The organism is Nocardia niwae NBRC 108934 = DSM 45340 (assembly GCF_001613465.1).
GTDB classification, from domain to species: Bacteria; Actinomycetota; Actinomycetes; order Mycobacteriales; family Mycobacteriaceae; genus Nocardia; species Nocardia niwae.
The window spans coordinates 161,078-181,564 of sequence record NZ_BDCK01000002.1 but is presented as its reverse complement, the minus strand read 5'-3'; the positions used below and the strand labels follow the sequence as shown (position 1 = coordinate 181,564).

General features: G+C 71.5%; 16 protein-coding genes. 7 read left to right on the top strand and 9 right to left on the bottom strand.

What is annotated here, in order from left to right; genetic code table 11:
* Positions 1 to 29: 29 nt before the first annotated feature.
* Positions 30 to 980, top strand: coding sequence for a GlxA family transcriptional regulator (locus NNI01S_RS01280; RefSeq protein ID WP_063016589.1), 951 nt, complete (start codon positions 30 to 32; stop codon positions 978 to 980).
* A 332-nt stretch (positions 981 to 1,312) separates the two neighbouring features.
* Complete coding sequence (locus NNI01S_RS01275; RefSeq protein WP_063016587.1) at positions 1,313 to 1,516, top strand: hypothetical protein; 204 nt, start codon at positions 1,313 to 1,315, stop codon at positions 1,514 to 1,516.
* Here the strand turns inward: NNI01S_RS01275 and NNI01S_RS01270 are convergent, their stop codons facing one another.
* Positions 1,517 to 2,962: an aldehyde dehydrogenase gene (locus tag NNI01S_RS01270; RefSeq protein WP_063016585.1), complete on the bottom strand. Its 1,446-nt coding sequence runs from the start codon at positions 2,960 to 2,962 to the stop codon at positions 1,517 to 1,519.
* Between the two features lie 209 nt (positions 2,963 to 3,171).
* Here NNI01S_RS01270 and NNI01S_RS01265 point away from each other — a divergent pair, with 209 nt between their 5' ends.
* On the top strand, positions 3,172 to 3,483 hold the full coding sequence (locus NNI01S_RS01265; RefSeq protein ID WP_063016583.1) for a hypothetical protein: 312 nt from the start codon (positions 3,172 to 3,174) through the stop codon (positions 3,481 to 3,483).
* Here NNI01S_RS01265 and NNI01S_RS01260 read toward each other — a convergent pair.
* A complete protein-coding gene (locus tag NNI01S_RS01260; RefSeq protein WP_063016581.1) occupies positions 3,480 to 4,265 on the bottom strand; it encodes a class I SAM-dependent methyltransferase in 786 nt (261 codons plus the stop codon). The two genes, NNI01S_RS01265 and NNI01S_RS01260, sit on opposite strands and share 4 nt — an antisense overlap.
* Before the next feature lie 115 nt (positions 4,266 to 4,380).
* On the opposite strand from NNI01S_RS01260, the gene NNI01S_RS01255 reads away from it, so the two are divergent.
* Positions 4,381 to 5,553: a glycosyltransferase family 4 protein gene (locus tag NNI01S_RS01255; protein ID WP_063016579.1), complete on the top strand. Its 1,173-nt coding sequence runs from the start codon at positions 4,381 to 4,383 to the stop codon at positions 5,551 to 5,553.
* A 96-nt stretch (positions 5,554 to 5,649) separates the two neighbouring features.
* Here NNI01S_RS01255 and NNI01S_RS35835 read toward each other — a convergent pair whose 3' ends face one another.
* Positions 5,650 to 7,794: an MmpA family trehalose lipid delivery protein gene (locus NNI01S_RS35835; RefSeq protein ID WP_245675931.1), complete on the bottom strand. Its 2,145-nt coding sequence runs from the start codon at positions 7,792 to 7,794 to the stop codon at positions 5,650 to 5,652.
* A gap of 119 nt (positions 7,795 to 7,913) precedes the next feature.
* On the opposite strand from NNI01S_RS35835, the gene NNI01S_RS01245 reads away from it, so the two are divergent.
* Complete coding sequence (locus NNI01S_RS01245) at positions 7,914 to 9,155, top strand: hypothetical protein (RefSeq protein ID WP_063016575.1); 1,242 nt, start codon at positions 7,914 to 7,916, stop codon at positions 9,153 to 9,155.
* A 209-nt stretch (positions 9,156 to 9,364) separates the two neighbouring features.
* Here the strand turns inward: NNI01S_RS01245 and pgfA are convergent, their stop codons facing one another.
* Positions 9,365 to 10,522, bottom strand: coding sequence for a cell envelope lipid trafficking protein PgfA (gene pgfA, locus NNI01S_RS01240; protein ID WP_063016573.1), 1,158 nt, complete (start codon positions 10,520 to 10,522; stop codon positions 9,365 to 9,367).
* A gap of 203 nt (positions 10,523 to 10,725) precedes the next feature.
* On the opposite strand from pgfA, the gene NNI01S_RS01235 reads away from it, so the two are divergent.
* Entirely contained in the window at positions 10,726 to 11,910 is a 1,185-nt protein-coding gene (locus NNI01S_RS01235) for an acyltransferase family protein (protein ID WP_063016571.1), read from the top strand.
* A 16-nt stretch (positions 11,911 to 11,926) separates the two neighbouring features.
* Here NNI01S_RS01235 and NNI01S_RS01230 read toward each other — a convergent pair whose 3' ends face one another.
* The 5 genes from NNI01S_RS01230 to NNI01S_RS01215 form a co-directional block, all read right to left on the bottom strand.
* On the bottom strand, positions 11,927 to 12,427 hold the full coding sequence (locus NNI01S_RS01230) for a DinB family protein (RefSeq protein ID WP_174554341.1): 501 nt from the start codon (positions 12,425 to 12,427) through the stop codon (positions 11,927 to 11,929).
* Between the two features lie 118 nt (positions 12,428 to 12,545).
* Positions 12,546 to 16,892, bottom strand: a complete 4,347-nt coding sequence (locus tag NNI01S_RS01225) for an alpha-(1->3)-arabinofuranosyltransferase (protein ID WP_084488350.1) — start codon at positions 16,890 to 16,892, stop codon at positions 12,546 to 12,548.
* The gene (locus tag NNI01S_RS33170) at positions 16,873 to 17,043 is read right to left on the bottom strand and encodes a DUF2613 domain-containing protein (RefSeq protein ID WP_084488349.1); all 171 of its coding nucleotides are present in this window, start codon (positions 17,041 to 17,043) and stop codon (positions 16,873 to 16,875) included. Before NNI01S_RS33170 ends, NNI01S_RS01225 begins: the two co-directional genes overlap by 20 nt.
* Before the next feature lie 147 nt (positions 17,044 to 17,190).
* Positions 17,191 to 18,285 (bottom strand): isochorismate synthase, encoded by a 1,095-nt coding sequence (locus tag NNI01S_RS01220; protein WP_063016569.1) that lies wholly within the window; start codon positions 18,283 to 18,285, stop codon positions 17,191 to 17,193.
* Between the two features lie 67 nt (positions 18,286 to 18,352).
* Entirely contained in the window at positions 18,353 to 18,826 is a 474-nt protein-coding gene (locus NNI01S_RS01215) for a universal stress protein (protein ID WP_157114537.1), read from the bottom strand.
* 452 nt (positions 18,827 to 19,278) lie between these two features.
* On the opposite strand from NNI01S_RS01215, the gene NNI01S_RS01210 reads away from it, so the two are divergent.
* Positions 19,279 to 20,442, top strand: coding sequence for a glycoside hydrolase family 3 N-terminal domain-containing protein (locus NNI01S_RS01210; RefSeq protein ID WP_063016565.1), 1,164 nt, complete (start codon positions 19,279 to 19,281; stop codon positions 20,440 to 20,442).
* The last annotated feature ends 45 nt before the right edge of the window (positions 20,443 to 20,487 follow it).

Below are 20,487 nucleotides of genomic sequence, written 5' to 3'. Positions count from 1 at the left end.
ATGCGTGGATTCGTGTCAAACTGCGAGTGATGAAGCAAGTGGTGGCGCTCGCGCTGGATGGAGTGATGGCCTTCGACCTGGCCTGCGCGGTGCAGGCGTTCCGGCACGGGCCGGGGAAGACCGGGGAGCCGTCCGGGTTCGAGATGCGAACGTGTGGGTTGCGGCCGGGGCCGGTCTGGACGCCCAACGGCTTCGAACTGCGGGTGGAGCACGGCCTGGAGGCGCTGGCGGAAGCGGATGTGGTCGTCGTGCCCGGGATCGCCATTCCGACGCTGCCGACACCGCCGCAGGCGCTGGCCGCGTTGCGGCGCGCGGCTGCGCGCGGCGCGACCATGGTGAGCATCTGCGTCGGCGCGTTCGTCCTGGCCGAGGCCGGGCTCTTGGACGGTCGGCGGGCGACGACGCACTGGGCCTACTGCGGCGAGTTCGCCGAGCTGTATCCGGCGGTTCGGCTGGATCCCACCGCGCTGTACGTGGACGACGGTGATGTGCTGACCTCGGCCGGACTGTCGGCGGGCCTCGATCTGTGCCTGCACATCGTCCGCCGCGAACTGGGCGCGCACGCGGCGGCGGAGCTGGCCCGGTGGAACGTCACCGCCCCGCACCGCGAGGGCGGCCAAGCGCAGTACATTCCGGAGGGGGCGGGCGCCCGTGCCGCCGACGGCGGCCTTGCCGCGACGCTGGCCTGGGCGGTCGCCGAACCCAGTGCCGCGACGGATGTTTCGGCGCTGGCCGCGCACGCGCTGATGAGCGAGCGCACCTTCATCCGCCGCTTCAAGGCGGAAGTGGGCACCACGCCGCGGCGGTGGCTGGACGCTCAGCGCACCGCTCGCGCCCGGGAACTTCTGGAAACCACGCGTTTGCCAGTGGAAATCGTCGCGGCCGAGGCCGGATTCGGCAGCGTCACCGCGCTGCGCGTGCACCTGCGAGCGGCGACGGGCGCCACACCCGCCGCGTATCGCCGATCGATGGGCGGCTAGTGCGCTGGCGCGATCGCGAATACCGCTGCGCGAGTGGCTGTTCAGGGAAGCGTGGCAGTGGCCTGCGGTCGGCGTCGCGCCCCGGCTGTTGCGGCTTCGGCCGCGAATCCGCGAAATTACCATGGATCGAAGGGTTTAGCCGGGTGCGGAACGGGGTAATGATCTTGATGAGAGATTCCGTGCACTCGTAACTTATGCTTGGCGTGTTCTTCCTTCCGCACCACCCAGTCGGATTACTGACGGTTAACTGATCGACTGAACGACTTCCCTACCGACATCGGACCCGCGATGCCGCGGCGCACGGCGAGATCGACGTGAGAGGTGGATGGAGCATGGCCGATCTGGAGACGGCGACGTCCCTTACCCCCACGGTGGCCGAATTCGAGTTCGCCGCCGCGAGTACCCCGCTGCGCCGGGCCGCGGGGCGGCTACTGGCAGTGCTGCCGCCGGGGTGGCGCGTCGAGATCGTCGACGCGTCACCCCGGCGATACGGCAACCGTGCGCCGCTGCTGCGGGTGGTCATGCCACCGGACTGATCACCCGGTCCAGCCGAGCGGCATGAGCAGCGACTTCTGCTCGCAGAACGAATCGAGACCCTCCGGGCCGTTCTCGCGTCCGAGCCCGGAGGCCTTGTAGCCGCCGAACGGCGAACTCGGATCGAACGCATACCAATTGATCGCGTAGGTGCCGGTGCGCACCCGCGCTGCGATCTCGGCGCCGTGCTCGACGTCGGTCGTCCACACCGAGCCCGCGAGACCGTAGACGGAGTCGTTCGCGATGGCCACGGCCTCGTCCTCGGTCTCGTACGGGATCACCGACAGCACCGGCCCGAAGATCTCCTCCTGGGCGATGGTCGACTTGTTGTCCACGTCGGCGAAGATCGTCGGCTCGACGAACCAGCCGCGGTCCAGCCCCTCCGGGCGGCCGCCGCCGAGCACGAGACGCGCGCCTTCGGCCTTGCCCTTGGCGATGTAGCCCTCCACCCGGTCGCGCTGGCGTTCGGAGATCAGGGGGCCGAGCTGCACGCTCGGGTCGTTCGGGTCGCCCACCTTCATCGTCTTCACGTGTTCGACGAGCGCCTCGAGGATCTCGTCGTACCGGCTACGCGGGGCGAGGATGCGGGTCTGCGCGACGCAACCCTGCCCGCTGTTCATCAGGCCGGAGAACGCGAGCACCGGGATACCGGCCGCGACGTCCATGTCGGGCAGCAGGATCGCGGCGGACTTGCCGCCGAGTTCGAGCGAGACGCTCTTGAGCTGACCGGTGGCGATGGCGCCGATCTTCCGGCCGACGGCGGTGCTTCCGGTGAAGGTCACCTTGTCCACGCCGGGGTGTGAGACGAGGTACTCGGCCGCGTCGGGCTCGGCGGGCAGCACTGAGAGCACGCCTTCGGGCAGGCCCGCCTCGGTGAAGATGTCGGCGACCAGGTTCGCCGTGAGCGGCGTCAGCGGGGCGGGTTTGAGCACGATCGTGCAACCGGCCAGCAGGGCGGGCGCGAGCTTGTTGACCGCGAGGAACAGCGGGACGTTCCACGCGGTCACGGCCGCGACGACACCGCGCGGCTCGCGGGTGACTCGCGTGGTGCCGAACCCGCCTACCCGGGTCTCCGACCAGGGGAAGGACTCCGCCAGGGCCGCGTAGGCATCGAGCGCGGCGACCGCGGGGAGCTGGTTCAGCGTCATGGCGATCATCTGCGGCGCGCCGACTTCGGCGGTCAGCGCGGCGAGCAGATCCGCGGAGCGCTGTTCGATCAGCCGCGCCGCCCGGGTGAGCACTTCGGCGCGCTCCTTCGGCGGCGTGGCGGGCCACGGGCCGTGGTCGAAGGCGTGCCTGGCCGCGGCGACCGCGGCGTCGACGTCGGCCCGGCTCACCGCGGGGACGCTGCCCACCGGTTCGACCGTGGCCGGCGAGATGACCTGGATGCGCTCGGCGGTGGCTGGCGCGGTCCAGCGGCCGCCGATGAACAAGCTGTCGTAATGCATGAGAACACGTTACAGTTTTGCCCGCCCTATGTCTGTAACCTGTTCCAGTTTTGCGCGCCGCCCGTGCGCTGACCAGTGTGAATCCCGACCTCTCGGTTCGCTTTTCGCAGAACGCACTATTGCGTTCTGTTGCTGGAAGGGGGATGCTGTAGCGACATATCAGCTCGCTCCATTACCGAACCGTTACCGCAAACTGGGGAGTCCGAGTCATGGCGGTGCAAGTGATCGGCCGGTCGCTGATGACCAGTGATCAAACCGAGCATCAGGCTAAGTGTGTCGGCAGCGGCGGGTGGGTGGTCTCCTTCCTACCCGGCCGCACCCTGACGATCGAGCAGGCGACGGCGGCTATGCAGGCCGCGGAGGCGGTGGCCGCCGTGGGGATGCTGGCCGATCTGGTCGGCCTCACCACCCTCGAGACCGTCGGGTTGGCTATGCGCGAATCGCCGTGGAGCGAGCCCGTGCACGCCCCGTGCGGGAAGCGGCACTGGCGCCGAGGATGGCTGGAGCCTTACTTCGGCTAACTTTTGGTTGCCACCACAACCAGATTGCTCACAAGTAACTCACGCACCATAGGTACCCTGACCAACCACCATGCCCAGCGGGGGTGGTAGCGCGGAAACACCGTGTACACCTCCGCCGGAGCGCTTGCCGCCCAGCGCAATCCGTCTGCGGCCCGCACCGCGAACAGCGACGTGCCGAACCTGTTCTTGGGTTCGTGTCCGTGCTTGCGCCGGTACCGGCGCGCGGCGTACTCGCCACCCAGGTAGTGCCACGGCCCGGTCTCATGCCCGCCGAACGGGCCGTGCCACACCGTGTAGGAGAGCACGACCAACCCGCCCGGCCTGGTCACCCGCACCATCTCGTCGGCCATCAGCCACGGCTTCGAGACGTGCTCGGCGACGTTCGACGAGAAACAGATGTCCACCGCGTCGTCGCGGAACGGCAGGGCCATCCCGGACCCGCGAACCGCGCCCGCCACCGAGAGCCCCGCCGCGTGCATCTCCCGGGGATCGGGCTCGACCGGGATATAGCGTGCGCCGGTGCGGGCGAACTCGTCTGCGAAGTAGCCCGGCCCGCCCCCCACGTCCAGAATCGTCGCATCGCGCAGCGACCGGCCGGTGAGGTCGGCGTAGAAGTCGCCGATCATCGCCGCGCTGTCGGCGGCCAGACCCCCGTAGAACAGCGCCGGGTCGGTCTGCTCGAACCGGAAGCTGCCGAGCAGGCGCAGCGACCGGCGCAGGGTCGCCCGGCGGGCGAACCGGGGCGAGCTGCCGCGGGTCGGCGTCTTTTCGGCTTCGAGCACGGCGCCGAGTTTCGCACAACCCCGATGCTCGGCATCTCGGGCGGGTGCTCGGGTTAGGGTGTAGCGCGACATCCGGCGTTCCCACCGGGACCTACTGACCGAGAGAAGCTCCACCGTGCGCGAAGTCCTCCTGCTCTGCTGGCGTGACACCGGGCACCCGCAGGGCGGCGGCAGCGAGCGGTACCTCGAACAGGTCGGCGCGCAGCTCGCGGCACGCGGGGTCAAGGTCACCCTGCGCACCGCCGGCTACCCCGGGGCGCCGCGGCGGGAGCGCGTCGACGGCATCGATATCAGCAGGGCGGGCGGACGCTACACGGTGTACCCGCGAGCGCTGGGCGCGCTGCTGCTGGGCAGGATCGGTCTCGGCCCGTTGCGCGGCGTGCGGCCGGACGCGGTGATCGACACCCAGAACGGCATCCCGTTCTTCGCCGCCGCCGTCACCGCGGCGCCATCGGTGGTGCTGGTGCACCACGGCCACCGGGAGCAGTGGCCGGTGGCGGGCCGGTTGGTCGGCCGCATCGGCTGGTGGATCGAGTCGCGGCTGTCGCCCCGGGTGCACCGGCGCAATCAATACCTCACCGTTTCGCTGCCGTCGGCGGAGGAATTGGCCACGCTGGGTGTGGACCGCTCGCGAATCGCGGTGGTGCGCAACGGCGCTGAACCTGTTCCAGCCGACGCGCCCACCGGCGCCGCGGAAACCCGCTCTGCCGCACCCACTGTCGTGGTCTTGTCCCGATTGGTGCCGCACAAGCAGATCGAGGACGCGCTCGCGGCCGTGGCCCGGCTGCGCGACCGCGTACCGGGTCTTCGCCTCGACGTGATCGGCGACGGGTGGTGGGCGGACAACCTGCGGGACAACGCCCGTGACCTCGGCATCGCCGACGCCGTCACCTTCCACGGACACGTGGACGAGCGCCGCAAGCACGAACTCTTGGCCCGCGCGTGGGTGCATGTGCTGCCTTCCCGGAAAGAGGGATGGGGGCTGGCGGTGATCGAGGCCGCTCAGCACGGCGTCCCGACGGTGGGCTACCGGAGTTCGCGCGGCCTCACCGATTCCATCGTCGACGGCGCCACCGGCATCCTGGTCGACGACGTAGCCCAATTGGCCGATGCCGTAGGCGATCTGCTGGACGATGCCGGCGCGCGCACGGTCATGGGGGAGAAGGCGCGCGCCCGCGCCCGCGAATTCTCGTGGGAGCAGACCGGGAACGGTGTGTACGAAGTGCTGGCCGCGGCTGCCCGCGGCGAGCACGTCACCGGACTGCTCGCGCCCCGTACCGCCGACTGAACCACAGGGCGACGGTTTCGCTCGTGGTGGTGGCTCGCGCTGTTGTCGCCGACGGTCACGCGGCGGCCGTCGTGCGGTGCGGGGGTCGGCGGAGCGCTACCGGCGATGCGATCCGCGCAGCGCAGAGTGTGCCTTCGCCCTGACTCGGGCGCGCGTGCCGAGGGCGGCCAAGGGGCCCGCGACCAGTAACGCGCCCCAGAGCAGGTGGGCCGTGGCGGCGACGGAGCGTTGCGTGGTCGTCGGTTCACCACGTTCGACGACGCCCGGGACGCGATAGAGCGTGAGGTCTGCGTCGTCGTAGGCCCGTTCGAGTCGAGCGAGGGTGGACGCCGATTCGCCGAGCGGTCCGGGGGTGGTTCGTTCGACCAGGATCCAGCCCACTCCGTGGCGGGCCAGGTCCGCGGGGGAGCCGCCGTGCAGCAGGAGAGTCTCCACGGCTCTTGCGCGGTTGCCTTCGCCGGAGACCGTACGGCCGCGCACGGGAAGCTCCCCGGTCTGCAGGACGTCGTTGGGGAGCATGCGTGGAGCCGGGTCGAGCACCGGTGCGGCGCCGCTGTAACGGAACTTGCGGAACATCCCGCCCGGGAGCACCGCGATGTCGCCCGGGCCATCGATCCGGTCGGCGACCTGTTGCCAACCGGCGGGATAGTGCACCGGACGAACGGCACCGCCGACACCCCACGCGAGGTCGTAGAGCGGCAGGACCAGAACTGCGACGAATACCGCGGCGACCGTCGTCGTCACGGCACGGGGCGCGGGCGCGGGCCGGTTCGCCGATGCGCTCGCGTGTGCGGGGGCCGGGCGCAGAGCCGTCACCGCGCATCCCGCCGCCGCGCACAGGGCGTAGGCGGGCATGGCCAGGGCCGCGTACTTCTGTGTGTCGCGCAGCAGACCCGCACCGGGCACGTGGGCGACCAGCCACTCCAGTGCGTGCATGCCCCACGCCGTCGCCCCGAGCGCCGGAAACAGGATCGCGACAGCCGCGAGCAGCAGCGATGCCCGGCGGACGTGGCGGTTGTCGGGGTCGGCGCCGCCGGTGGCCACCGACCGCACACCCAGCGCGACGATCGCCAGCAGCGCCAGGGTGCCGAGTGCGGCCAGCGGCGTGGTGCGCGAGTCCGGTACCGCCTCGGAGTTCCAGATCCCGCCGAGACCGGCCAGGCTGCCGAGCGTGCCAAGACCGGGTTCGGCCCGCGCGGCGAAGGCCGCGATGCCCGCGGGATCGGACGGCTCGGCGCCGGCGCCGGACAGTGCGGTCGCGGCGAGCCAGGGCGCGGAGGCGGCCAGCCAGAGCGCGAGCGTCGCGGAGAGTTGACGTCGATGCACCAGGGCGAAGGCGGTCACGCCCGCCAGCAGCGCTCCCGTGGGTGTGAGCCCCGCGGCGGCGAGCGATCCGGCCAGCGCGGCCCAGGACGATGCGGTCCGAATGTCCCCGCGCTGTGCCGCCGCGGCGATGCGCCGAGTCCACCGACCCGGGCCCGCCGTGTGGGACGGTGCGGGGCCGAGGGGAGCGGACGGACCGGATGCGCCTAGCGGTCGTTCGGCCGGTGCGGTTCGTTCAGCGGGCCAGTGGGACTCGGCGGTATCGGCCGGGGCAGACGCGCTGGAGTGATCGGGTGTGCCCGGCATCGATTTGGCCGGGGTGGCCCGTCCTGGGATTTCCGTCGTGTCGGTGGGTGGGGTGAAGTGTTCGGCTACAGGTGGTTCGGCCGGTGCGGTCAGGTCGTTCGGGGGCTCCGGCCGGGTGTTCGACAGCACCCGCTGACGCCGCTTCGCGGTGGCCGTCGATCGGAGGCGGTAGGCGATCAGCGCTGTCCAGGGCAGTGCGGCGTAGCCGGCGAGCAGGCTCCAGTGTCCCTGTAGCAAGCGCTCGGCCACGTACGGGTTCCACAGCGCGACCGTCGCGGCGACCAGTTGCGGGGCCAGCGACGCGCGGAGCAGTTCGCGCGCGAGAGCCGCCGCTCCGTAGGCCGCGGCCCAGAGCGCGACGATCAGAATCGCTTTGACCACCAGCCCGCCGTCGACGAACGGCGACAGCGCGGCCAGCAGCGCGTCCTGCGGCACCGCCCGCGGCGCGGCGTCGCCGAGACCCAGCGCCGCATCGGTCGGATAACTGCGCGGGGTGCTCACCGCGTCCCGCAAGAGCAGATGTCCCGGCGCGAGCAATGGCCCTGCGACGAGCAGCGCTCCGGCCGCGCTGTATGCCGCGACCACCGCTCGAGTCCGACTGCTCCCGCTCACGCCTGAGCACTGTACGTCCCGATCATCATCGCCGCCGATCCAGCGGCCTCGCGCGCCGGGCGCATTCGGTGTCGTGGTCCGGCGGGGCGCGCAGGGGGACCGGTCGCGCGGGTGGGACGATGGGCGGCGTGTCTGCTGTCCGTCGGTTCCCCGTGGTGGCGGATCTGACGTGGGTGACGGCCGGTGCGATGACCGCGAACGTCGCCGGGTATCTGCTGCAGCTGCTGGCCGGGCGGTGGCTGGGGGTGACCGGGTACAGCGAGTTCGCGAGTCTGCTCGCGGTGCAGCTGCTGTGCGCGGTGCCCGCGCTGGCGTTGCAGAACGTGGTGGCCAGAGAACTCGTGCGCGGTGCGGGAACGGCGGCGCTGCGTGGGCTCCAGTGGCGGTGTGCGGTGATCGTCGCGTTGGTGGCCGCGGTGCTGGTGCCGCTGGTCGCCGTCACGCTGAACGTCGGAGTCGCCGCCACCGCGGCGGCGCTGGGTGCGGCGCCCGCGCTGGTGCTGTTGTCCGGTGAGCAGGGAGTGTTGCAGGGCGGCAAGCGGTTCCGAGCGTTGGGCGCGGTGCTCGGCGCCGCCGGAATCGCCCGGGTAGCGCCCGCGCTGGTGGTCCTCGCGCTGGGCGGCGGCGCGACGCTCGCCCTGTGGGCGGCGGCCGGCGGGATCGCGGTGGCGGCGCTGCTGGCCAGGATCGTCGCCGGTGCGCCGTCCGCGCGCGCCCGCGCTCTCGAGCCGGGCGAGGTCGCCGCGGCCCCCGGTGTGCTGCCGGTCCTGCGAGCCGCCCAGGTGCAGGCGGCCATGATGGCGCTGTCGTCGGCGGACCTGATCGTGGTCCGGATCGTGCTGGACGACGTGGACGCCAGCCGCTACGCCCTCGGCACGATCGCCACCAAGATCGCGTTCTGGCTGCCGCAGGCGGTCGGTGTCGTGCTCTACCCGCGGATGGCGCAGCCCGCGCACTCGGCGAGCGCGATCCGGTCGGCGCTGGCGGTGCTCAGCGGAATCGGCCTCGTCGCGGTGCTCGGAGCCGCGCTCGCCGCGCCGCTCGCCCCGCTGCTGGCTGGTGCGGACTATGCCCCGATCCAGGGACTGCTGTGGCTGTTCGCACTGCACGGCGCACTGCTGGCCGTGCTGCAAGGCGCGGTGCTCTCGGCCATCGCCGTCGACCGCACGTCTCTGGCGCTGGTCGCCTGGCTGGGGCTGGTCGTCGAAGTCACCCTGATGCTGTCGCTGGCCCGCTCGATTCCGGCGCTGATCGTCACGGCCGTGTCGGTCGCGGCCACCACCACGGTCGTGGTGGCCGTCATCGTCCTGCGTGCGGCCGACCACACGACGCGCCCCGAACCGCTGCGCCCGGTCGGCTGATCCGGCGCCGCAGCGCAGTTCGAGGGCGAGGTCGCCGAGCGGGGCTTCGGCCGCTGCGTGGACCTGCGCGTGCCGGGTGCGGGCACGATGTTGCTGTATCAGCCGCGGCATCCGGTGGCCTATCCGCTCGCCGGACAGTAGCGGCCCGGAAACGACTTCGGCTCCCCAGCCGGAAGGCGGGGGAGCCGAAGTCAGGTGCGCTCAGTCGATCAGGGTTCTTTGTGGATCCGGATCTGTTCGGTCGGCGCGTCGTCGGCACCGCGGTTGACGCGGGGAGCGGGGGCGGCGGACGCCGCGCCGCTCGGACGCTGGCCGGGACCACCGGCCCGCGCGGGCGTCGGAGCCGAGCCGCCCCGGATGCCGAGGACCACACCGGCGATCAGCGCGATCACGCCGAGCACGCCCAGGATGATCGGCAGCACGCGGCCGTACAGCGACAGCTTGTCGATGTTCTCCTTGGCCACCGCGAGCTGCGACTCGACCGTGTTCTCGTCGAACACGATGTGCGACTTCAGCGCGGTGACCTCCGGCTTGTCCGCGGTGCGCGAGTAGTAGAGGTGCAGCGCCTCGCCACCCTTGACGACCGTGCCCGTCTGCGGTTCAACCCACAGGTCACGGGTGTTGGTGTAGTAGCGGGTCATGGTAACCGGGGCCTCGCCGCCCTCGACGCCCCACTTGGCGGCGGGCAGGCTCAACCGGTTGGTCGGCGCCTGGACGACGTCCCAGAGGCTGGTGGCGGGCACCGACATCTGGAAGTGGTAGACCTTCGTGTTGTTGATCTCGGTCTCTTCGATGAAGTTGGCGTCGAACGTCTTGCGCACGTTGAGGTCGAAGTACGGGTAGGTCTTCTTCTCGGTGCCGATCGGGAACCGGTACTGCAGACCGGTGTGCTGCACCGGCTCGGCGATGCTCTCGCCCTGCGGGTTCGTGGTCACCGCGATGGAACCGTTCGGCTCCTTGGCGACCGGCTCGCCGGTCACCCGGTCGATGGTCACCCGATCGATGGTGGCGGTGAGCAGGCCGGTGTCGCCCTGCTTGTCGATGCGCCGCAGCGTCTGGCCCGCCTGCACCGTCATCTGCTCGGCGTCGGCCGGATCCTCGACGGTGAGGAAGCGCTGCGAGACCAGCGGGACATTGGTGTCGACCTTGGCCGAGCCGTCCGGAGCGGTGAGCGACTTGGCGTCGAGCACCAGGCTGTCCTCACCCTGCTGGTTCGTGGCGATCGTGGTGATCTCCAGGTCGAGGGGAGTTTTGGCCAGCTTGTCGACGGTGTAGGTCGGGATCATGATTGCGGCGACGATCAGCAACGCGCCGAGACCCACGAGCAGGCAGGCCACCGTCCTTCTGGTACCGGCACTCAGTGCCATGCAAACTCTCCTCGTCGTAGAACACAGGTCGCTCCGGCGAGTACTGCGGGCAGGCCGCGGCACTCGTGAGCCCCGACACTAACAGTCCGATGTCGTACCATGCGCCGTCGAGGCCGAAACGGCCGAGAAATCGCCCGAGTCTAGCGCGAAATCTGAAACGTCGGGTTATCAACTGTGGATTCGTCAAGGCAGACTGGAGCCCGATGACAGCGACCCTGCCCACCGCCGCCCCCGCGACCGAACGGGTGCGCCCGCGTGCCTTCGTCCCCGCCTTGGAGGGCATGCGTGGAATGGCCGCGCTCGGCGTGCTGCTGACCCACGTGGCCTTCCAGACCGGCGCCGCGGGGACCCCGGTGATCGGCCGGGTGTGGGGCCGGTTCGACATGGCGGTGGCCGTCTTCTTCGCGTTGTCCGGGTTCCTGCTCTGGCGGCCGCACGCCGCGGCCGCGCGCGGGCTCGACACCGCCCCACCCGTCGGCTACTACCTGCGTCATCGTGCCGCGCGCATCCTGCCCGCGTACTGGGTGGTGGTGTGCGCGGTCCTGCTGCTGCTGCCCGCCGCGGCCGGGACCGCTGGACCGCGGGTCTGGATGTCGAACCTGGCGCTGCTGCAGGTTTTCGTGCCCCTCACGCTCACCGACGGCCTGACCCAGATGTGGAGTCTGTCGGTGGAGGTCGCGTTCTATCTGGTGCTGCCCCTGCTGGCGTTCGCGCTGGTGCGCCTGCGCGGCCCCGTGGCTCGGTGGCGGGTACCGGTGCTGCTCGTCGTCGCTGTCATCAGCCTCGGCTGGAACCTGATTCCGGTGCCGACGCCCGACGCGATCCACGCTGACAACTGGCTGCCGGGCTATCTGCCCTGGTTCGCCGGGGGCATGATCCTCGCTGAACTAGCCGAACATAGCGTTCGGCTATCACGATGGTGGAAAGTCGGGGCGAATCAGCCACTGATGTGGACTGTCGCGGCGGCGGCCTTCCTGCTCGCGGCGACCGATCTGGCCGGTCCCGCCGGCCTGACCCGGGCCGAACCCTGGCAGTACGTGGTGAAGATGGGCCTGGGCGCGATCATCGGGTTCGCGTTGCTCGCGCCGCTGGTCCTGCGGGACCCGGCGGCGCGCGGGCACCGCTGGCTGGAGTCGCCGGTGGCCGCGGCGCTCGGACGCTGGTCGTACGGGATCTTCATCTGGCACCTCGCGGTGCTGTCGATCGTGTTCCCGGTCTTCGGCCTGCTGCCGTTCCAGGGGGATTTCGGCTACATCCTGGTCCTCACGATCGGCGTCACGCTTCCGGTCGCGGCGGCCAGTTACGCATTGGTGGAGGAGCCGGTGCGGCGCTGGGTGCGCGACCGGGACCGGGTGCGCCGAAGTTCCGAACCCGAGCCCGCGCCCTGATCGGCGGCTCGCGAGTTCAGCCGTCGAGTTGCCGGTGGATGTCCAGCAGGTGGTGGCGCAGTTCGTGCAGGGTGTGCAGCGCGAGCCAGCGCAGGGAACGATCCGCGGGTTCGGGGTAGGGGAAACCGAGGGTCCGCTCCCAGTCGTCGTCGCCGAGGCGCTCGAGCACGTTGGCGAACAATAGGGCGGCATCGCGGATCTGGCGGGCGACATCGGCGGGATTCTGCTCGGCGTACCCGTCGTGCTCGACTCGCTCGTCCCGGCCCATCGCCGTGGCGGGAGGGTTGTCCGAACGGCGCGCGGCCAGCACGCGCTCGCGTTGCGCCAGCAGCACATCCCGCACGTGGCAGGCGTACTCCAGTGGTGACCACACATCGGGCTTGCCGCGCTCGCGCAATTTGGCGCTGTCGGCGCCGAGCAGGTCGGCGTATTCCACGGCGTGCTCCCGCGCCAGCGACGGCACGTCGGCCGCCGAAGCCAAGTCGTAGACGAAACCGCATTCGGCACAGGTGTTCACGCGGGGTCACGTTAGCAACGAGTGCTCTTGCGGCGCACGGCGAATGCGCGTCCGGCCGAGCGAGGAGCCCGCGCGTGTGTGTGGGCCGGGGTCGCGGGCCGGTGCGGGGCGCGACCGGTCAGTGCTCGGGTGCCCCGGAATGAGGGTCGTCGGGCCTGCTCACCCGGGCCCGATCGGCGCGTTTCGACCGGGGCAGCGCCGCGATGCCCACCGCGATGATCGCGAGCAGCGCGGGCAGCTGCACCAGCGCGGAGCCACCCAGATAACCGTCGGGTGAGCGCCAAGGGCCCCTCGACAGGGCGGCGGCGGACAGGGTGGTGCCCAAGCCCGCCACCACGACGAGCACGCGCGCGGTGACATAAGGCGTGAAACGGGTCGCGGCCAAGGCGATCACCGTGCCCGCGGCGCCCACCGGACCGGCGATCACGGTGGCCGCACCGGTGAGCCCGACCGCGCCCAGCCAGCGCCTGCCCCAGGTGCCGGGCGCCGCGGCGCCCGAGGGCGCATCCGTCTCCGCTCCGTCCGCCTCGACCCGGGCGGCATCCGGCCGCGCGCGACGGGGGACGGCCAGGACCATGAGCGGCAGGAGCAGCAGCAGGCCGCCGAAGATGCCGAGGCGATACCAGCGATCGACCGGGAAGGCGATCGTCACCGGGCCGGTGGCATCGGCGGGCAGCAGCCAGCCTTGCTGCCAGCCGTCGACCACCACGGGGTCGAGCACCCGCCCGTCCGCGCTGGTCGCGTGCCATCCGACATTGGTGCTCAACGGCAGCACGAGCAGCCGGGCGCCCGGGTCCGGTACCGGTGCGGCGGACGCGTCCGTCCCGCCGCGGTGCAAGCGCAGCCGATCGACGAAGAAGAGGTCGGTCGGCCCGACCGCCACGTCGGCACGGCCCTGCGGCAACGCGAGTTCGCCGGGCGCCCCGGTCGCGTCGTCGGCGCACACCCGGGCGGGAACAGGCGCGCCGGAGCGCAATTCGCCGACGGTGGCGGTGACCGTGGTGCGCAGGGTCCGCCCACCCGCGTCGATCGTCGGCCCCAGCTCACACGGGACGGTGAGCTCGCGGTCCAGCGGAGCCGCCGCGGGGTAGTCCGGCCCCAGCACCGTCACCTCCGCCAGGCCGGGCGGCTGGGTCTGCACGAAGCCGAGCGCGGTCTTGTCCAGCACCGGCCGCCACGTCCGCATGCTGAGTTCGATGCGGTCGGTCACGGTGGGGTGCAGGGAGATTCGTGTGGGCGTGCCCGGCCCGTCGTCGTCCAGCTCCCGCACCTGCGGACCGTCACCGAGGTTCACCGTCACCGAGGTGGGCGCCGCGGGCAGGCCGCCGAGGGAGGGGGTCAGCTCGAGACCGGTCACCAGCGTGGGCTCCGGCAGCTCGAGGGTGAGCGTCGGCCTGCCCGCGGTCGGTTCGCGGACCGAGTCCTCCGGGGCGGTCCAGCTCGTGCGGGGGTCGCCGTCGGTCGCGGCGAAAGCCGCGCCCCGCAAGTCGCCGACGTCGGCCTTGCCCCGGGCCACCGGCCGGGCGTGGTCGGTGAGCAGCGCCTCGAGGGCCGGGCCCTGCCTGGTGCGGACGGTCAGTTCCGGAGCGACCGACATCGGTTCCGGGACGGTCAGCGTGCGCTGATACGTTCCGGGTTCCTCCGGCGCCAAGGCGAGACCTTTGCTGCAGCGCACCCGATCGGGTGCGTCGAAACAGGCGCTGCGGCCGGGGAATTCCTGCCCGAGATCCCAGCCGCTCAGCTGCGCACCGGCCGGAGCGGACGGCACCACGGTGCGATGACGGATGTCGACGCGAACGGGAGCGTTGCGCGCCGAATAGTCGTCCAGCGCGAGTTCGCTGAGGCCGAATTGCCCGCCGCTGGAGCCGTTCTCGGTGCGAATGGCGGTGATGGTCAGCCATTCGGTGCGGCCCGCGGGAAGGGAGACCGAGACGGGCGCACCCGGTTCGGACACCCGGACCGAGACGGTGCCGTTCGCGGTGCGCACCTCGATCCATTTGACCGGGTCGCCGATGGCGGCCGAACTCGTGGTCAGGTTCAGTTGCCCGGCCTGGATCGGGCGGTCGAGATCGAGCCGCAGCCACTGCCCGAGCGCGTGCTCGGTGCCGTTGCTGATCCACGCGGTGGCCGGATCGCCGTCCACGACGGCCGCGGTCGAACTGCCCGGCGCGGCGCCGCCGAGCTGGGTGGCGTCCGCGGCCGAACTCGAGGCGGTGATCGTGGCGCCCGACCATTCGCCGCGCACCAGCTCGGCGCCGGGCACCGGATAGTCGGGCACCAGGTTGAAGGTGCGGCGTGCGTCATCGGGGGCGCGCAAGGCCGAATTGTGGTTGTCCACCCGGCCGAAATCGGCTTCGCGATCCATCGGGGTGTCCGTGACGGTCACCGGGCCGAGCGGCAGCCCTGCCCTGATCGCGTCGGCGGCGAGCAGGGCGGGCGTCCGGGCCGGATCGGGGTCGCGGCGCATCCGCTCGAGTACTTCCGGTCCGCCCTGTACCACCGGGACTTGTGCGAGCGGGACGGTATACGCGCCGGTGAACGCCTCCGGCGCACCGGTTCCGCCGCGCACCTCGGCGGGCGTCCCCAGCGCCGGTGCCTGCACGCGGTAGATCTCGACCGCCCGGTACGGCGGGCGCAGGTCACCGTCGGCGACCAGGTCGTCGGCGATCACCACCGATTCGATCGGACTGCCGAATTCGGCCACCTTGCGCAGCCCGGGCGACCCGTCGAGCGCCTGGTGGGCCAGCATCGGCCGGGTCGAACGCGAGGTCTCCGGATCGAGATCGTTGCGCAGGACGACGACGCCGATGCCCTGCGCGCTCAGCGTGGCGGCCAGTCCCGCCGACGGCCTGCCGTCGGCGATGAGCCGCTGCACCGAGTCCATCGCGCGAATGGTGCCGGGCGGGTTCAGCGGCACCGCGTCGCGGATCGCCCACGGCGTCTCGGCCAGCGCTTGCAGCGGTTCGTCGCGGGTGAGCCCCCAGACCTGGCTGCCGAAGGGCGCGCCCGGCACCACCAGGGCGCGCGTGTCGGCGGCATTGTCCTTCAGCCACTCGGCGGTCTGCTGCCAGTACTCGGGCACCCGGTCGTAGGCGCCGCGGGGCGCGAGCTTGCCGGTCCAGGCCAGCGAGGTGGACAGCGCGAGGGCGGTCAGGATCAGCGCCGCGACGGCGACCGCGCGGTCGCGCTCCGGATGCGCGAAGGCGCTGCGCCAGACCTTCCGCGGTACGGAGGCGGGCAGTGGAACCCGGGCCAGCAGCTGCGCCGACCCCAGCACGAGCGGGATCCGGATCAGCGGCTCCAGCTTGTGCACGTTGCGCAGCGGGGCGCCGCCGGAGTCCAGGAAGACGCGCACCGACTCGGCGAACGGTCCGCCCAGCTCACCGACGAACCCGGCGCAGATGCCGACCAGCCCGACACACAGGATCAGCACGAGCCTGCCCCGGTACGGCATGGACCGCAGAGCCAGGCCCGCCATGCCCGCCGCCGCGACCAGCCCGGTCGCGAGCACCGCCGCGGGCTGGGTCACCAGCACCGCACCCGCGATGCGTTCCGGCGAGACGAACGGCGTCCAGCTGTCGGTGCCGCGCAGCACCTCCCCGAGCGAGGCCCACTGCGTGGTCACCCCCGACGACTCGATGTAGTCCAGGAACGGCGGACTGACCTTGCCCAGCAGCAGCAGCGGCACCGCCCACCAGAAGGTGGCCAGCACCAGCAGCGGGATCCACGCCGCCGTGAAGCGCCACCACCGGCGGTCGGGCCGATAGGACCCCCACCAGAGCAGCGCGGGCAGGAAGGCGGCCACTGTCGCGACCGCGTTGACCGAGCCCATCAGCGCCAGCGCAAGCGCACTGCCCGCGGGCGAGGCGGCCCCGCCCCGCCGCCGGGCGTGCCCGGCGACGCCGAGCGCGGCGGGCGCGAGCAGCACCCACGGCGCGAGCATCATCGGCAGGGTTTCCGAGGAGATCGACCCGACGGTGGTCAGGACGCGCGGCGACAGCGCGAACGCGAGCGCGGCGACGACGCGCGACCCCCGCGTGCCGATGCCGAGCGCCTCGCACAGGCGCACGATTCCCCAGAATCCGGCGAGCAGCAGCAGTGCCCACCAGATCCGTTGCGTCACCCAGGCGGGCACACCCAGCAGATGGCCGAGCGAGAAGAACGCGCCGTGCGGGAAGAAATAGCCGTAGGCCTGGTTCTGCACCTGGCCCATCGGCGCCTGGCTGCTCCACAGATGGCTCGCGCGTTCGAGGAAGCCGAGCGGATTCTGCGCCAGGTCGTATTTGGTGTCGGCGACCGTGAGTCCGGGCGCCTGCACGAAGGTGAGCAGGAACGCCACGACGACGGTCGCGGCGAACCAGCGTCTGCCCAGTGGCGCGGTGCTGTGCTGCCCCGGCGCCCCGGACGATCCGAGCGAGTCGGCGGGTGAAGCGGAGGTCAGCGGGTCAGCGGCTGCCGTACTCAACGTTGTTCAGCAGCGAGGAGTCCTTGTCACCGCTGCGATCGATCTCGGGCCGCGAGTTCTGCTGAACCGCGATGGTGATGAGGAAGACGCTGAGCACGCCCAGCACGGCGCCCGCGACAGCACTCGCAACACCCGGGACAGCAAACTTCATCGCGGTACTCCAATACGTCGATGCAGGCACGTTCCCGGTCAACCTAGCAGGACGTCCGGTATTTGTATGCGTTCAGGCCGCGGATTCTCCGGCCGGATCGTCGCCGAGCACGTGGCGACCACCCCGAATCGGCCGGAGCCGGACGCGTCAGCGGGTGGGCAGAGCGCAGTGCAGCGCGCCGAGCAGCGTGCGCAGTTTCGCGGTGGTCTCGTCGAGCTCCGCCTGCGGATCGGAGGCCGCGACGATGCCGCCGCCCGCGTACGCCCGCACCGTGCGGCCGTCGGCCGAGAGTTCCGCGCAGCGGATGGCGACCACCCAGGCGCCGTCGCCCTGCGCGTCGCACCAGCCGACGGCTCCTCCGTAGAAGCCGCGGTCGTCCTCGATGCGCGTGATGGTCTCGAGGGCCAGATCGGTGGGCGTGCCGCAGACCGCGGGCGTCGGGTGCAGCAGCAGCGCCAGGTCGAGCGCGGTGATCGCGGTGTCGCGCAGACGCCCGGTGATCGGCGTCGCCAGGTGCCACACCTCGTGGGTGCTGACCAGCTCCGGGCCCTCCGGGATCGACAGTTCGGCGCAGATCGGCTCGAGCCGCTCCCGGATCCAGTCGATCACGAACGCGTGTTCCTCGCGATTCTTGGTGCTGGCCAGCAACTCCCTGGCCTGCGCGGCATCGGCCTCCGGATCGGCCGGGCGCGGCGCGGTGCCCGCCAGCGGGCGCAGCGTCACCAGGTCGCCCTGCCGGGCGATCAGCACTTCGGGCGTCGCGCCCACCAGCGTCGCACCGGCGCGCCCGGCCGCGGTGAGGTCGACCGCGAAGACGTTCGCGTGCGGATGCCTGGTCAGCAGGTGCGCCGCGACGACTTCCGGGTCGAGCGCGGCCTGTGCCTCGGCCAGCACCGACCGCGCCGCGACCACCTTGCGCAGTGGTTGCGCGGGATCGTTGAGCTGCTCGACCAGCTTCGTCACCCGCGCGACGTGCTCGGCCGGGCTCGGTAGCTCGGTCACCACCCGCACCGCGGGCAGTTCGGGCAGCGCGGCGGGCCGCCACGGCCCCGCGGTGTGCACCGCGCGCTCCGGCTCGCTCAGCGCGGCGGGCTCGCGTGGATCGAAGGGCAGCGCGCCGACGATCAGCCGCGCGCTGCCCTCGCGCAACGCGGTTTGCGCCAGGCGCGCGTCGTCGAAGCGGGCTCGGCTCCCGTGACCACGAACAACCCCGTCGGCCCGAGCAAGCAGGAACCCATCCATGACCCCAACCTAACCCCGGTGCCGCGCCCCGAGACGCTGGAGCGATCCACATCTCACGGTCTGCGGGTCAGGAGTCCTTGCCGGGCGGGACGAGCAATACGGGACGGTGGCAATGCTTGAGGACGGCGTCGGCGACGCTGCTGTGCAGCAGCGCGCGGATCCCGGTCGCGCCGCGGGTGCCCGCCACGATGATGTCGACGTCCAGTTCGTCGGCGCAGTCGACGATGGCGTTCCAGATGGTGGTGGTGCATTCGGCGGTGCGAGCCTCGGCGTTCAGGCCCGCCAGTTCGGCCAGTCGCACGCCCTCGGCGTTGATGGCGCGCGCGTCGACGTAGGCGATGTCCTCGATCTCGTCGTCCGGCACCCATTCCGGTTGCATGACGCCCGACAGCCCGGAAAGGCGAGCGGCTTGACGCACCATGGGCTCCCAGGCGGTCAGCACGATGGCTCGCTCGGCGCTGAGGAACCGTCCAGCGTAGGTGACGGCGCGCTTGGCGTTCTCGGAGCCGTCGTAGGCGATGAGCATCAGATCGCAAGGCACGATGACCTCCTGAGAACGACGCACGGCGATACCCCCGAGATTACCCCGCGCCGGCCCGCGTGAACCCGGCTTGTTTCTCGGCATGACCTGCGCAAACGCTAGTGTGGCCGCCGCGCCGACGCGGGCGTGCGCCGTCGTGTCCGCTTCGATCCGCAACTCGACCCTCGCGGCGCTGCTGTCGCCGGCCGTGCTGCCGCAGCGCAGAGCGTCGTCGGAGGCCCGTGCCGACTTCCAGGGCGGACCACCAGCAGGGGAGCAGGCCGGTCACGACCCGAGCGGCTCGCCCCCCGCAAGCGCCGATGGATGAAATCACGACGCGGACAAGGCGTGACCCGTCGGTCCGGTACGGCCCGCCCCCGGCGCAACGATTCGGTACCGGTGCGTGAGTTACCCGCTCGGTAGCGACGTAGCGAGTGCGGTCGCGCACGTCGTGACGAGTACGGTTGACCTCTATGCGGAAGACGCCTCTGCTCGTCCTCGCCGTTCTCGCCGCCGTCGCGACCGCCTGCTCGAACGGCGGCTCCACCGAAACGGCGTCGTCGAGCACCACCACCACACGGGAAGCGACCACCGCGGTGATCCCCGCTACCAGCGCGGCGCCGCCGGACTGCAACGCGGGGTACCTCGGGCAGTTCACCACCCGCCAGAAGCTGGCCCAGCTGCTGACCGTCGGCGTCACCGGCGCCGACGACGCGACGAACGTGGTGCGCAACGAGCAGGTCGGCGGCATCTTCGTGGGCGGATGGACCGACCAGGCGCTGCTCGCCTCCGGGCAGATCGCGCAGGTGAAGCAGGCGGCCAAGGTGCCGCTGATGGTGACGATCGATGAGGAGGGCGGCCGCGTCTCGCGGGTGCGCGACCTGATCGGCGCGGCGCCCTCGGCACGGGAGACGGCGCAGACCATGAGCCCCGATCAGTTCTACAGCGCGACGCTGACCAGGGGCCGCGCGCTGAAGGATCTCGGCGTGACGGTGGATTTCGCCCCCGACGTGGACGTCAGCTCCCAGCCGGACGACTCGGTGATCGGTGACCGCTCCTTCTCCGACGATCCGGACGTGGTCACCCGCTACGCGGACGCCTACATCCGCGCCATGCGCGAGGTCGGCGTCGGCACGGTGATGAAGCACTTCCCGGGCCACGGGTCGGGTTCGGGCGACTCGCACACCGGAGCGGTGCGCACCCCGCCGCTGGACCAGATGCAGAACGTGGATCTGGTTCCGTTCCGCAACCTGATCGGCTCGGGCGCGGCCGTGATGGTGGGTCACCTGGACGTGCCCGGACTGACCACCCCGGGTGTCCCGGCCAGCATCAGCCCGGAGGCGATGCGGTTGCTGCGCGACGGCAGCGGCTACGGCGCCGCGCCGTTCCAGGGGCCGATCTTCACCGACGATCTCGGCGGCATGGCGGCGATCACCAGCCGGATGTCGATCGAGGACGCCGTGGAGGCCGCCCTGGTGGCCGGCGCGGACAGTGCCCTGTGGATCACCACCGATGCGGTGCCGCAGGTGCTAGACCGGCTGGAGCAGGCGGTGGCGAGTGGGCGACTGCCGATGCCGCAGGTGGATGCGTCGGTGTTGCGCTTGGCCGCTTACAAGGGTGCGTTGCCGCGCTGCTGAAGCGCGCCGCACGGCCGAGTCGGGCGACTGGTGAGCAAATCGGAC

Bases quoted from the DNA above. Each gene is read 5' to 3' on its own strand.
- NNI01S_RS01235 (WP_063016571.1), top strand. From the start codon at position 10,726: ATGACAGCGACCCTGCCCACCGCCGCCCCCGCGACCGAACGGGTGCGC.
- NNI01S_RS33170 (WP_084488349.1), bottom strand. From the start codon at position 17,043: ATGAAGTTTGCTGTCCCGGGTGTTGCGAGTGCTGTCGCGGGCGCCGTG.
- NNI01S_RS01220 (WP_063016569.1), bottom strand. From the start codon at position 18,285: ATGGATGGGTTCCTGCTTGCTCGGGCCGACGGGGTTGTTCGTGGTCAC.
- NNI01S_RS01265 (WP_063016583.1), top strand. From the start codon at position 3,172: ATGGCGGTGCAAGTGATCGGCCGGTCGCTGATGACCAGTGATCAAACC.
- NNI01S_RS01275 (WP_063016587.1), top strand. From the start codon at position 1,313: ATGGCCGATCTGGAGACGGCGACGTCCCTTACCCCCACGGTGGCCGAA.
- NNI01S_RS01210 (WP_063016565.1), top strand. From the start codon at position 19,279: ATGCGGAAGACGCCTCTGCTCGTCCTCGCCGTTCTCGCCGCCGTCGCG.
- pgfA (WP_063016573.1), bottom strand. From the start codon at position 10,522: ATGGCACTGAGTGCCGGTACCAGAAGGACGGTGGCCTGCCTGCTCGTG.
- NNI01S_RS01270 (WP_063016585.1), bottom strand. From the start codon at position 2,962: ATGCATTACGACAGCTTGTTCATCGGCGGCCGCTGGACCGCGCCAGCC.
- NNI01S_RS01280 (WP_063016589.1), top strand. From the start codon at position 30: ATGAAGCAAGTGGTGGCGCTCGCGCTGGATGGAGTGATGGCCTTCGAC.
- NNI01S_RS01245 (WP_063016575.1), top strand. From the start codon at position 7,914: ATGGGCGGCGTGTCTGCTGTCCGTCGGTTCCCCGTGGTGGCGGATCTG.